A 12,086-nucleotide genomic window follows, 5' to 3' on the forward strand; every position below is an offset into this window, starting at 1 on the left:
GCGCGGCGCGGCGCCTCATGCGCGGGTGTCCAGGAAGGAGGTGATGTGCCGGCCCGCCCGGAAGACCGGGTCGGCGACGATCTCGCGCAGCAGCGGGATGGTCGTGTGCACCCCCGGTCCGGCGATCCGGAACTCGGCCAGCGCCCGGTCCATCCGATCCAGCGCCTCGTCGCGCTCGGGTGCCCAGCAGACGACCTTCGCCAGCAGCGAGTCGTACTGCGGCGGCACCTTCCAACCGGCCCGGCCGTGGGTGTCCACCCGCACGAACGGGCCGCCCGGCGGGACGAACTCCGCCAGGGTGCCGGGCGCCGGCGCGAAGTCCCGCGCCGGATCCTCCGCGTTGACCCGGCACTCGACCGCGACGCCGCGCGGCACCAGATCCTCCTGGGACATCCGCAGCGCCTCCCCGGAGGCGACCCGGATCTGCTCGGCGACCAGGTCGACCCCGTACACCGCCTCGGTGACCGGATGCTCCACCTGGATGCGGCAGTTCATCTCCATGAACGAGAAGCCCTCGTCGTGCACCAGGAACTCGAAGGTCCCCGCACCCGTGTAGCCGATGGCCCGGGCCCCGCGCACCGCGGCACGCGCCATGGCCGAGCGCAACTGCGGATGCAGCCCCGGCCCGGGGCTCTCCTCGACCAGCTTCTGGTGCCGCCGCTGCACCGAGCAGTCCCGCTCGCCCAGGTGCAGCACCGTGCCGTGCCCGTCGGCCAGCACCTGCACCTCGATATGGCGGGCACTGTCGCAGTACCGCTCCATGTAGACGCGGTTGTCGCCGAAGACGGCCTGCGCGGTCGCCCGCGTCTGCCGGTAGGCGGGCAGCAGGTCGGAGGCGCCGCGCACCACGGTCATCCCGCGCCCGCCGCCCCCGGCCGCGGCCTTGATGATGAGCGGGTAGCCGATCCGGGACGCCAGGTCGGACGCCTCGGCGGCGCTGTCGACGGTGCCGGGGCTGCCGGGCAGCACCGGCAGCCCCGCGTCCGTCATCAGAGACCGCGCGACGGCCTTGTCGCCCAGCCTGGCCAGCACCTCGGGACGCGGCCCGATGAAGGTCAGCCCGTTCTCCGCGCAGATCTCCGCGAAGTCCGGGTCCTCGGAGAGGAAGCCGTACCCCGGGTGCACCGCGTCGGCGCCGGTGCGCAGCGCCGCCTCGACCACGGCGGGCGCCGAGAGGTACGACTTGCGCGGCGCCCCGGGCCCGATCTGCACGGCGGCGTCCGCCGCGTGCACATGGCTGCTGTCCCGGTCGGCCGTCGAGTGCACGGCCACGGTGCGGATACCCAGCTCGCGGCAGGTCCGCATGACACGGATCGCGATCTCGCCCCGGTTGGCCACCAGGACGGTGCCGAATCCCACCGTCACACCCCCTCGTCCGAGCCGTCGGCGGCGGTGTCGTCGGGGTCGATCAGTACCAGCGGCTCGCCGTACTCGACGGGCTCGCCGTCCCCGACCAGCACCTCCACCACCCGGCCGCGCCGGGTGGCCGCCAGCGGGTTCATCAGCTTCATCGCCTCGATGATGCCGAGCTGCTGGCCCTCCTCCACATGGTCGCCCGGCTGGACGAAGGCGGGTGCGCCGGGCGAGGGAGCGGCGTAGAAGGTGCCGACGAGCGGCGCGCACTCCCGGTGCCCCTCCAGGACCTCCTCCCCGGCGCCCCCCGCGGCGCCGGGGTCGCCGTGCGGACCGAGCACGGCCTGGGCCGCCGCGGGGGCCCGTTCGTTGTCCCACTCGACCTCGACGCTGGCGGCACCGAGCGCGATCCGCACCCGGCGGGGTTTGTCGGGCCCTACGCGGACCACTTCGGCGAGGCTCCGGCAGATGTCGGTCAGGGCCAGGCCGCTGTTGTCGTAGTCCAGGCCGGCGAGCGCATCGTCGGTCTGGGCGCGCGGACTGTCCTGGGTGAGTTCACTCATGAGTGCCTCTCGGTAGTACGTTGCCTTGCGACCTGTGTGCGCCGCGATGGGGCCGGGCCACGGCGGCGGCGGGTGGAGGGCGCCGCCCGGCCAGGGCCCGAGGGAGCCGTCCCGGCCGTCGTGCCCGGCGCGTTCGAGTGGCCCGCCGGACACCGCTAGCCGTCCGCGAGGCCGAAGGAGCGGAAGCGGCGCCGCCGCGCGGGCACCGGGTCGGCCGTCCCGGCCGCGTCCGGCGCGGTCCGCAGCTCGCGCAGTGCCGCGACGACGGCCCGCCGCACCGAGTCGCTCAGCGCCGCGGTGTCCGTGTGGCCGCCGCCCTCGGGTTCGGGTATCACCCCGTCCACCACGCCGAGCCGCAGCAGCGAGGCCGCGTCCAGCGCCAACTCGTCGGCGGCGACGGCGGCCTCCGCGGCGTTCTTCCAGAGGATGGCCGCGCAGCCTTCCGGGCTGATCACCGAGTAGGTCGCGTTGGCGCAGATCAGCACCCGGTCGGCGACGCCCAGCGCGAGCGCCCCGCCGCTGCCGCCCTCCCCGGTGACGACGGCGACGACGGGCACCGGCAGCGATCCCATCAGCCGCAGGTTCTCGGCGATGGCGCCGGACTGTCCGGTCTCCTCGGCGGTCAGCCCCGGGTAGGCGCCGGGGGTGTCGATCAGGGTGACGACGGGCAGGTCCAGCTTGGCCGCCAGCCGCATCAGCCGGCCCGCCTTGCGGTAACCGGCGGGCGAGGGCATGCCGAAGTTGCGGCCGACCAGCTCGGCGGTGGTGTGGCCCTTCTGGTGCGCCACGACCATCACCGGCAGGCCGTCCAGGCAGCCGATCCCGCCGACGATCGCCGGGCACTCCTCGCCCGCCCGGTCGCCGTGCAGTTCGACGAAGCCGTCCAGCCAGAAGCCGATGTGCTCCAGCGCGGTGGGCCGCCCGGACTCCCGGGCGAGCTGGACGCAGTCCCAGGCGGGCAGCTGGTCCAGCAACTGGCTGTCGCGGACCACCGGATCCTCCTCGCCGCTCCCCCACGCCGCCGCCGGGCGGTCGGTGACGGTCAGCAGCCGGGCGAGCCGGGCGCGCAGCTCGCCCCGCTCCCACACGTCGTCCACCAGCCCGTGCTCGCGCAGGAACTCGGCGGTCTGGAACCCGTCGGGCAGCTGCTGGCGGATGGTCTGCTCGATGACGCGCGGCCCGGCGAACCCCATCCGGGCGCCGGGCTCGGCGACCACCACGTCCGAGAGCGTGGCGAAGGACGCGGCGACCCCGCCGTAGGTCGGGTCGGTGACCAGGGTGACGGTCAGCAGCCCGGCCTCGTCCAACTGGGCCAGTGCGTTGCTGGTCTTGGCCATCTGCATCAGGGACAGCGCCCCCTCCTGCATCCGGGCCCCGCCGGAGGCGGTGACCAGCAGCAGCGGGGTGCGGTCCCGCAGCGCGTGCTCGGCGGCGGTGGTGACCGCCTCGCCCGCCGCGACGCCCAGGCTGCCGCCGAAGAAGCGGAAGTCCATGACGGCGGCGGTCAGCGGACGCCCCTCGATCCTGCCCCGCACCGCCAGGACCGCGTCCTGCTGGCCCGTGCGGTGGCGGGCCTGCTGGAGACGTTCGGCGTAGGGGCGCTGATCCACGAAGTCGAGGGGATTGTGCTGGGTCGCGGGGACGTCGAGATGCTGGACGCTGCCCTCGTCGAAGAGCTGCGCTATCCGCGCGGGCGCGTCCAGGCGGGCATGCGCTCCGCACTCGGGGCACACGTGCAGCAGCCGCGTGTACCGCTTTCCGTAGACGAGGGAGCGGCAGTTGGTGCACGAGACCCAGGAAGGCCGTTCCGTCGGCGGCGCGCCGGTTGGCGCGGTGGAAGTTGTCATGGGTGTCCCTTGCGTTCGCGGCGGCGCGCGGCGGTCAGTAGGTGGCCTCTACCTCGTAGATGCCGAACGGGACCTGCAGGCGGGTGTCCCGGTAGGGGCGCAGCGGCGCCGTGTCGTCCTTGTGCCCGGCGCCCTCCTCCCAGGCCCGGAAGGCCGCCGTGTCCGACCAACGGCTGACGACGACGAGCGCGGTGGGGTCGGCGGGGGAGCGCAGCAGCTCGTTGCCGAGCATCCCGGGCACCTCCGCCATCCGCTTGCTGACCCGGTGGTACGCGGCACGCACCGCGGCCAGCTGCTCGTCGTCGTAGGCCGCCTGGTACACCAGTACACGGACCTCAGTGGGCATCCGTGCCCGCCTTGCCCGGTACGTGGGCGACGACGGTCATCGTGTTGAAGGAGCCCTGGGAGCGGAAGGGGTGCAGCCGCTCGCGGTGGGCGAGATGCGCGTCGCTGGTCTCGAACTCCCGGAACCCGGGCTCGTCCACCCAGTCGCTGACGATGTAGTAGGTGGACTCCTCGTCTGCCGACTTGGACAGCCACTGGCCCAGGCAGGCGGGGTGGCCGGTGACGGCCTCGGTGCTGCCCCGCCACGTCTTCTCGAAGTCGGCCTCCATACCGGGGTTGATCTGCATCCGCAGCAGCACCCGGAACTGGCCCTCGGTCCTGGCTTCCGTGCTCATCAGGAAATCCCTCCGTCCACGCCGATGGTGGCGCCGGTCACGTAGCGGGAGAGGTCGCTGGCCAGCCACAGGATCGCGCCGGCGACCTCGTCGGGGGTGCCGAGCCGGCCCAGCGCGGTCTTGGCGCTGTACCGCTCGATCATGAGTTTCTGCTGTTCCTCGGGCATCTTGTGCAGGTTCTCGGTCTCGATGACGCCGAGCGCGACCACGTTGAAGCGGATGCCCTTGCTGCCGAACTCCTTGGCCAGCGAGCGGTTCAGGCCGACCAGGGCGGCCTTGGTCGCGGTGTAGTGGGAGCGCAGCGGGATGCCCGCCTCGACGGCCTTGGAGCCGATGCTGACCACCGAAGCGCCCTCGTCCAGCAGCGGCAGCGCCGCCTGGATGACCAGGTGGACGCCGGTGAGGTTGGTGTCGACGATGCGCCGCCACTCCTCCAGCGGCAGTTCGGTGTAGGGGATGTGGCTGATGGCGCCCGCGTTGTTGACCACCAGGTCGAGGCGGCCCCAGCGGGTGCGGGCCTCGTCGATCAGCGCGCCGACGCTGTCGGGGTCGGAGACGTCGGCGCAGACCACGTGGTGGTCGCCGTCGGTCTCCTTGAGCGCGGCCTCCAGCGAGGCCACGGCCTCGCTCTCGTTCCGGTAGCAGGTCAGCACGTCGGCGCCGGCCTCGGCCAGGGCGAGCGCGACGCCCCGCCCCACTCCCCTGGTACCTCCGGTGACCAGGGCCTTCTTGCCCTTGAGGCCGAGATCCATGGGTTCCTCCTTGAACGGGTCGGACGGTGGGATGTCACAGCAGCAGCGTGAGGGCGGCGCAGTTGGCGACCAGGGCGAGGACGGTCAGCGCGCTGCGGCGCTGGTTCCAGGCGCCCCAGCGCCACCGCGGATCCCGCTCGGCGAAGTCGGCGGGCAGGTTGTCCGGGTCGAGCGTGCGCACCCATCGGTTGACGGGGACGTTCTTGGTGAGCGAGATGACGACGGTGATGGCCGCCAGTACGGCGGCCGCGGCGAACAGGCCGCGGGCCGCCGCGTGCGGACTGGCCGCCAGCAGCCATCCGTCCCCGGCGAGGGTGCCGAGCAGGCAGATCGGCATGGCCGGGTCGTAGCGGGTGGCGAAGAAGGCGTGCGCGTGCACGTACCGGTCGGCGGGCAGCGCCGCCAGCAGCGGCCAGCCGCCGAGCTGGGTACCGAACAGCACGCCGGCGGCCAGCCCGTTGAGCAGGACGACGAGCGGTGCGAGGTAGGCGATCACTTCCGCTCCGCCGCTGCCTTCGCTCCGGGCGCCTTCGCCGCCTTCGCCGCTTCCGCCGCCTTCTCGACTTTCCCCTTGATGAGGTTCATCTGCACCGGGGTGTTGCGGTTGAGGCGCTCGGTCATGCCCTCGTCGGTGACGGGAGCGGCGTCCTTCATGTGGAAGTCCTGGACCCAGCGCATCCGCACGGCGTCGCCCTCGGGCAGGTACTCCCAGTAGATGTTCATGTACTCGAAGGGCCCGGTCTCCACCCGGTGGGCCCGCACCTGGCGCGCCGCGGGGTCGACGACCCGCTTGGAGACCCAGCTCCAGACGTTGCCGTTCTCGTCGGGGTGCATGGTGAGCCGGAAGAGGAACTCCCGGCCCCCGTCCACGTCCTTCTCCTCCAGCACCTCGACAGCCGCGTACTCGCTGTAGAGCTGCGTCCAGGACCTGAGGTCGTTCGTCATCTCCCAGACCAGGTCCATGGGCGCGTCGATGACGATGCTGTTGTCGGTGTGGCCCGCCATGGCGGTCCCTCCTCACTTCTCGTTGTCTCCCGGCACGTCCTGCTGCGGGTGGCCCAGCACGAGCGCCGCGTTGAAGCCGCCGTGACCGCGCGCGACGACCAGCGCGGTGCGCAGTCCGGCCCGGCGGGGCTCGCCGAGCACCAGGTCGATCTCGTATCCGGACGCGGGTGCCGCGGGGCCCACGGTGTGCGGGACGACCTGGTCGCGCAGCGCCAGCAGCGCGGTGGCGGCGTCCAGTGCCGCACCGCCGCCGTAGAGCCGTCCGGTCAGCGTCTTGGGCGCGGTCACCGGCACCCCGCGCGGCCCGAACACCTCGGCCAGCGCCGCGGCTTCGGCACGGTCGGCGTCCGGGACGCCCAGCGCGTCGGCGAAGACCACGTCCACCGCGGCCGCGTCCAGCCCGGCGTCCGCGAGCGCGGAGCGCACGGTGCGGGCCAGTACGGGTCCGCGGTCGGAGCCCGGCGGCGGGTCGAACGCGGCGGCGTAGCCCAGCACCCGGCCGTAGCCGGGTCCGGCGCCGCGGGCCTCGGCCGCGTCGGCGTCCTCGACGACCAGCAGCGCTCCGCCCTCGCCGGGCAGATATCCCGACGCTTCCGCGTCGAAGGGCAGATAGGCGCGCGCCGGATCCTGCACGGTGGACAGCCGGCCGGTGGTCAGCTGCGCGGTCAGCCCGTAGGGGCAGAGCGAGGCGTCGGTGCCGCCCGTCATCACCAGCTTGGCGCCGGTGCGGATCAGCCGCCGGGCCTGCCCGATCGCGTCCAGCCCGCCGGCCTGTTCGCAGCACAGCACCCCGCAGGGTCCGCGCAGCCCGTGCCGGATGGAGATCTGGCCGGTGGTGGCCGCGTAGAACCAGGCGATGGACTGGTAGGCGCCCACCCAGTCGGGGGCGTGCTGGTAGAGGTTCTCCATCTCGTGCTGGCCGAACTCGGTGCCGCCGGAGGAACTGGAGGTGACCACGGCCATCTCGTACTCGGGCAGTTCGGCGGGGACGACCCCGGCATCGGCGATGGCGGCCTCGGCGGCGGCCAGTCCCAGGTGCGTCCAGCGGTCGGTCTGCGAGATGAGCCTGCTGGGGACCCGCTCCTTGGCCACGAACCCGGGCACCTGGCCGGCATGCTTCACCGGATAGGGCGCCGGGTCGAACAGGGTGATCCGGTCGATGGCGGAGCGGCCTGCCAGCACCGCGCTCCAGTGCTCCTCGGTGCCGATGCCGGTGGGCGCCAGGATGCCGAGCCCGGTGACCACGGGGGCGCGGACCGGGGTGGTGACGCCGGTCGCGGAGACCGGCGCCTGGCTGGTGGCGGTCGGAGGGGTCATGCCGCTCTCCCCTCCCCCTGGTGGTCGACGACTCCGGGACGGGCCAGCACGGTGGCGCTCTGGAAGCCGCCGAACCCGCTGCCGACGCTGAGCACCACGTCCATGGGGTGTTCGCGTGCGGTCCGCGGGACGTAGTCCAGGTCGCACTCGGGGTCGGGGTGGTGCAGGTTGGCGGTGGGCGGCACGACCTGCCGGTCGAGCGCCAGCGCGCAGGCCGCCACCTCGATCGAGCCGATGGCGCCCAGCGAGTGGCCCACCATGGACTTGATGGAGCTGACCGGGATCCGGTAGGCGTGCTCCCCGAGGCTGCGTTTGAAGGCGGCCGTCTCGTGCCGGTCGTTCTGCTTGGTGCCGGAGCCGTGCGCGTTGATGTAGTCGACGGCGGTCGGATCGAGCCGGGCCCGGTCCAGGCAGACCCGGATGGCCTCGGCCATCTCGCGTCCGTTGGCCTTCAGCCCGGTCATGTGGAAGGCGTTGCTGCGGCCCGCGTAGCCGACGATCTCCCCGTAGACGCGCGCCCCGCGCGCCTCGGCCGCCGACTTCTCCTCCAGGACGAGCACGGCGGCGCCCTCGCCCAGGACGAAGCCGTCCCGCTGGGCGTCGAAGGGGCGGGAGGCGTGCTCGGGATCGTCGTTGTTGGGCGAGGTGGCCTTGATGGCGTCGAAGCAGGCGGAGGTGATCGGGGAGAGCGGCGCGTCCGTCGCCCCGGCCAGCACCACGTCGGAGCTGCCCTCCTCGATGAGCTGCACGCCGTGCCCGATGGAGTCCAGACCCGAGGTGCAGCCGGTCGAGATCAGCGCGACCGGCCCCTCGGCGGCGACCTCCCAGGCCACCTCCACGGCGAGGGTGGAGGGCACCATGTAGCCGTACAGGTGCGGCATCCCGTAGGTGTGGTCGACCAGCCAGTGCTTCCCGGCGTCGCTGAGCAGGACGTACTCCTCCTCCAGGCCCATGGTGCAGCCCACGGCGCTGCCGATGCTCACCCCGGTGCGGGCCGGGTCGGCGGCGGCGAAGTCGTATCCGCTGTCCTCGACGGCCTCCCGGGCGCTGACGACGGCGAACTGGGCGGCCCGGTCCATCCGCCGGATCTGCCGCGCGTCCAGCCCGGCGGCCACCGGGTCGAAGTCGGCCTCGGCCGCCATCCGGGAGCGGAAGCCGGCGGGGTCGAACAGAGAGATCCGGCGGGTGGCGGTGCGGCCGTCGGACAGCAGCTTCCAGAACGCCTCCCGGCCCACTCCGCCGGGCGCGACCACGCCGACCCCGGTGACCACCGCGCGGCGGCCGGCGGCTGTCCCGGTGGTCACGAGGCACCGCCGACCGGCGGGTTGGGCTGCTGGGGCCGGGCCACCTGCTCGGTGTCCACATGTCCCAGGTCGGGGCGGGGCGCCAGCGGCGAGAGGTGGAAGGCGGCGTGCGCGCTCTCGGTGCCGGTGTTCACCAGCCGGTGGCGCACCCCGATGGGCACCAGCAGCGAGTCGCCCGGCCCGAGCTGCACGACCTGCCCGTCCATCGTCATCTCCAGCCGCCCGGTGACGACGTGCAGGAACTCCTCGGAGTAGGGGTGGTAGTGCTCGGTGACGTGCTCGCCCGGCGCCAGGTTCAGCACCCCGCCGAATCCGCTGGTGCATCCCGTGGTCTTCGGGCTGAGCGTGGTCCTGATGTCGCCGCCGCGCCGGGTGTTGGCCTCGACGTCGTCGGCGTGCACCCGGACGGTGCGCGTGATCTCGGTGGTCACTGACCCCGCCTCCTCATCGGCTGTCATGGGCTGGCGTTCCGCCTGGCGGCCGGTGTCTCGCCCCCGGCGTCCCGCGGGTCCGCAGCGCGGTGCACCGTCGCAGCCGGGCCTAGACGGCTGCTCGAACCGGCGTCGACGCGGCGGAGCCGCACGGGGGTGAGAGCGGTGGAGCCGCGCGGGGGTGCCGGCGGGTGCGAGGAGCCCTCGAGCCACCGGCGAGCGCGGTGCGGCGAGATGGCGCCCGCGGGGGACTCCCCGCGTCCGCGACCTGCGAGGAGCAGCCCATGCCGTTCGCCGCCATCACCTACGACATCAAGGCGGGCCACGAGAAGGAGATCTCGGAGATCTTCGGCAACTTCCGGCGGGTGAGCTCACCCGTGGTGCGGGACGGTGCGGGCGGCGAGACCGCGCGCATCCTGTCCACCGCGGTCTTCATCCGGGACGCCACGATGGTGCGGGTCATCGAGTACGAGGGCGACCTGGACGCCGTCGCCCGCCACATGGCCACCCAGCCCGGGGTGCGGGAAGTGGAGGAGAAGCTGGCCCCGTACCTGTCCCGGCCCCGTACGACCGACACCGTCGAGGGCTTCGTCGCCACGTTCCGCCGCTCCCTGCTGACCTGCATGGCGCAGATGTCGGTCCGGGACCTCCCCGCTTCCTGATCCGGCCGCCCGGGACCTGCTTCGACCCGCATGCGACCCACACGACGTACGAGACGTACAACGGGAGGAACTCTCCGTGCCCACACGCAGAAACCTGCTCCGGGCCGCCACCGCGGCCGGGGTGCTGGCGGCCGCACCGGGCGGTCCCGCCACCGGGGCGCAGGCCGCGGCCCCGCGCCTGCGCGGCCGGACGGCCGGGAAGGCCCCGTCGGCCGGGGCGCCGTTCACCGTGCCGCTGGAAGTGCAGCGGCCCATCCGGCCGTTGCGGCTGGCGGGCCACGACTTCTACCGGCTCACGACCCGGGAGGCGGACGTCGGTCTGCTGCCGGGCACCGCGACCCGGATCCGCTCCTTCAACGGCCGGATCAGCCCGCTGATCATGGCCGAACGGGGCAGGCCCGTGCTCGTCGAGCAGGTCAACCGGATGGACGTGCCCTTCTCGATGCACCTGCACGGCGGGCACACCCCGCAGCGCCACGACGGGCACCCCATGTACCAGCTCGAACCCGGTGAGCGGCGGATCTTCCGCTACCCGAACGAGCAGGACGCGGCGACGCTGTGGCTGCACGACCACTCGCACGAGCAGCACGCGGAGAACATCTACCGCGGGCTGGCGGCGACCTACCTGCTCACCGACGAGTTCGAGCGGCGCCTCCCGCTGCCCAAGGGGCGCTACGACGTGGCGCTGCAGCTGCGCGACGCGCAGTTCGCGGACGACGGTGCGCTGGTGTGGGATCTGCACGGCTTCCGGGAACGGCACACGGTGCTGGTCAACGGGCGGCCCCGGCCCTACTTCGAGGTGGCGGCACGCAAGTACCGGCTGCGGCTGGTCAACACCTCCAACGAGCGGGTCTTCAGCCTCCGGCTGGGCGAGGACGAGGAGTTCACCCACATCGGGACCGACGGGGGGCTGCTCCCCGCGCCCGTCCCCACCCGGATGCTGCAGCTGTGGCCCGGCGAACGGCAGGAGATCGTCGTCGACTTCGCCCGCTACGGGGTGGGCCGCCGGCTGGTGCTCGGCAACGCCCACCCCTACGAGGGCGAGGCGCCGGAGGTGATGCGGTTCGACGTGGTCCGCCGGGCCGGCGACCCCAGCGAGGTGCCCGAGACGCTGCGGCCGGTACCGGACCTGGGGACCTCCGCCGTCGAGCGGGAGTTCGTCATGGCCTTCGATCCGACGACCGGCCAACACCTGATCAACGGCAAGCCGTTCGACATGCACCGGGTGGACATCCGGCCCCGGCTGGGTGTCGCCGAGACCTGGAAGATCGTCAACGGCGACGGCGAACTGGGCATTCCGCACTCGATGCATCCCCACCTGGACGGGTTCCGGATCCTGGACCGGAACGGGAAGCCGCCCGCGGCCGGCGAGGCCGGACTGAAGGACGTGGTCGCGGTGCCCGCGGGCGAGTCGGTGCGGATCCAGGTGCGCTTCACCGAGCACACGGGGCTGTACATGTACCACTGCCACATGCTCAGCCACGCGCAGATGGGCATGATGGGCCAGATGGAGATCGTCCGCTGACGGTGCCCTCCGGGGATCCTCCCGGCCCCGGCACCCGCGATACGCCCGCAGCGCCCCGGACCGAGGTCCGGGGCGCTGCGGGATTCCGGTTCCGGACGGACGCCGGCCCGGCGCGGGGCCGCCGGGCGGGCCGCGGCCGGGGAGGCGGGAGGCCGCGACCCGGGGGTCCGGGCCGCGGCCGAAGGTCACAGCGCCGTCACCGCCACCGCGTTCAGCAGCAGCGCCGCCACCGCCAGCGCGGTGCGCAGCAGATGCCAGCGGCGCCACAGCGGCCGCGGGTCCTCCCAGTCCGCGGGCAGCACCCGCGGGTCGTCGACTGCCTTGACCCGGCGGTTGATGGGGACGTTGCACAGGTGGGAGACGGCGGAGACGCCCAGCAGCAGGACCGCGGCGGCGGCGAACAGCCCCCGGGCCGCACCGTCGTCGGCGATCAGGGCCAGCGCGACGGCGAGCCCCGTGGAGGAGAGGACGACGACCGGCATCGTCGGGTCCCAGTTGCGGCCCAGCAGCTTGTGGGCGTGCACATAGGTGCCGGTCTCCATGGCGAACAGCGCCGGAAGGACGCTGAGCGCCACGGCGAAGAGGACCCCCGCCGTGACGCCGCTGCCGAGGAGGACGGCCACTCCGAGGACAGCGTCCACCCTCAT

Annotated in this window: 14 protein-coding genes; 2 read left to right on the forward strand and 12 right to left on the reverse strand. The window is 73.3% G+C overall.

Translation table 11 applies throughout. The annotated features are described in order from the left end of the window. Positions 1–15: 15 nt before the first annotated feature. From A949_RS0123255 to A949_RS0123305, 11 genes are all read right to left on the reverse strand, one after another. The gene (locus tag A949_RS0123255) at positions 16–1,365 is read right to left on the reverse strand and encodes an acetyl-CoA carboxylase biotin carboxylase subunit (protein WP_019358442.1); all 1,350 of its coding nucleotides are present in this window, start codon (positions 1,363–1,365) and stop codon (positions 16–18) included. After that, positions 1,362–1,916 carry an acetyl-CoA carboxylase biotin carboxyl carrier protein gene (locus A949_RS0123260; protein WP_019358443.1) on the reverse strand — a complete coding sequence of 185 codons (555 nt, stop codon included), beginning with the start codon at positions 1,914–1,916 and terminating at the stop codon, positions 1,362–1,364. Before A949_RS0123260 ends, A949_RS0123255 begins: the two co-directional genes overlap by 4 nt. 155 nt (positions 1,917–2,071) lie before the next feature. Then, positions 2,072–3,763: an acetyl-CoA carboxylase, carboxyltransferase subunit beta gene (gene accD / locus A949_RS0123265; RefSeq protein WP_026004949.1), complete on the reverse strand. Its 1,692-nt coding sequence runs from the start codon at positions 3,761–3,763 to the stop codon at positions 2,072–2,074. A gap of 34 nt (positions 3,764–3,797) precedes the next feature. Then, the gene (locus A949_RS0123270; protein ID WP_019358445.1) at positions 3,798–4,109 is read right to left on the reverse strand and encodes an antibiotic biosynthesis monooxygenase family protein; all 312 of its coding nucleotides are present in this window, start codon (positions 4,107–4,109) and stop codon (positions 3,798–3,800) included. Beyond that, on the reverse strand, positions 4,099–4,443 hold the full coding sequence (locus A949_RS0123275; protein ID WP_019358446.1) for an antibiotic biosynthesis monooxygenase family protein: 345 nt from the start codon (positions 4,441–4,443) through the stop codon (positions 4,099–4,101). Before A949_RS0123275 ends, A949_RS0123270 begins: the two co-directional genes overlap by 11 nt. After that, entirely contained in the window at positions 4,443–5,195 is a 753-nt protein-coding gene (locus tag A949_RS0123280) for an SDR family NAD(P)-dependent oxidoreductase (RefSeq protein ID WP_019358447.1), read from the reverse strand. The genes A949_RS0123275 and A949_RS0123280 overlap by 1 nt, the downstream gene beginning before the upstream one ends. A 34-nt stretch (positions 5,196–5,229) precedes the next feature. Next, positions 5,230–5,691 (reverse strand): anthrone oxygenase family protein, encoded by a 462-nt coding sequence (locus A949_RS0123285; protein WP_019358448.1) that lies wholly within the window; start codon positions 5,689–5,691, stop codon positions 5,230–5,232. Then, positions 5,688–6,200 carry an SRPBCC family protein gene (locus tag A949_RS0123290; RefSeq protein ID WP_019358449.1) on the reverse strand — a complete coding sequence of 171 codons (513 nt, stop codon included), beginning with the start codon at positions 6,198–6,200 and terminating at the stop codon, positions 5,688–5,690. The genes A949_RS0123285 and A949_RS0123290 overlap by 4 nt, the downstream gene beginning before the upstream one ends. 12 nt (positions 6,201–6,212) lie before the next feature. Beyond that, positions 6,213–7,517 (reverse strand): ketosynthase chain-length factor, encoded by a 1,305-nt coding sequence (locus tag A949_RS0123295; RefSeq protein ID WP_019358450.1) that lies wholly within the window; start codon positions 7,515–7,517, stop codon positions 6,213–6,215. Continuing rightward, on the reverse strand, positions 7,514–8,821 hold the full coding sequence (locus A949_RS0123300; protein ID WP_019358451.1) for a beta-ketoacyl-[acyl-carrier-protein] synthase family protein: 1,308 nt from the start codon (positions 8,819–8,821) through the stop codon (positions 7,514–7,516). The genes A949_RS0123295 and A949_RS0123300 overlap by 4 nt, the downstream gene beginning before the upstream one ends. Then, a complete protein-coding gene (locus tag A949_RS0123305) occupies positions 8,818–9,252 on the reverse strand; it encodes a cupin domain-containing protein (protein ID WP_019358452.1) in 435 nt (144 codons plus the stop codon). Before A949_RS0123305 ends, A949_RS0123300 begins: the two co-directional genes overlap by 4 nt. 284 nt (positions 9,253–9,536) lie before the next feature. Here A949_RS0123305 and A949_RS0123310 point away from each other — a divergent pair, with 284 nt between their 5' ends. Both A949_RS0123310 and A949_RS0123315 read left to right on the forward strand, forming a co-directional pair. Continuing rightward, positions 9,537–9,914, forward strand: a complete 378-nt coding sequence (locus A949_RS0123310) for a SchA/CurD-like domain-containing protein (RefSeq protein WP_019358453.1) — start codon at positions 9,537–9,539, stop codon at positions 9,912–9,914. Between the two features lie 76 nt (positions 9,915–9,990). Beyond that, positions 9,991–11,439, forward strand: coding sequence for a multicopper oxidase family protein (locus A949_RS0123315; protein ID WP_019358454.1), 1,449 nt, complete (start codon positions 9,991–9,993; stop codon positions 11,437–11,439). Positions 11,440–11,624: 185 nt separating this feature from the next. On the opposite strand, the gene A949_RS0123320 is transcribed toward A949_RS0123315, so the two are convergent. Further along, positions 11,625–12,086, reverse strand: a complete 462-nt coding sequence (locus A949_RS0123320; protein ID WP_019358455.1) for an anthrone oxygenase family protein — start codon at positions 12,084–12,086, stop codon at positions 11,625–11,627.

Source organism: Streptomyces sp. AA1529, from assembly GCF_000280905.1.
GTDB lineage: Bacteria > Actinomycetota > Actinomycetes > Streptomycetales > Streptomycetaceae > Streptomyces.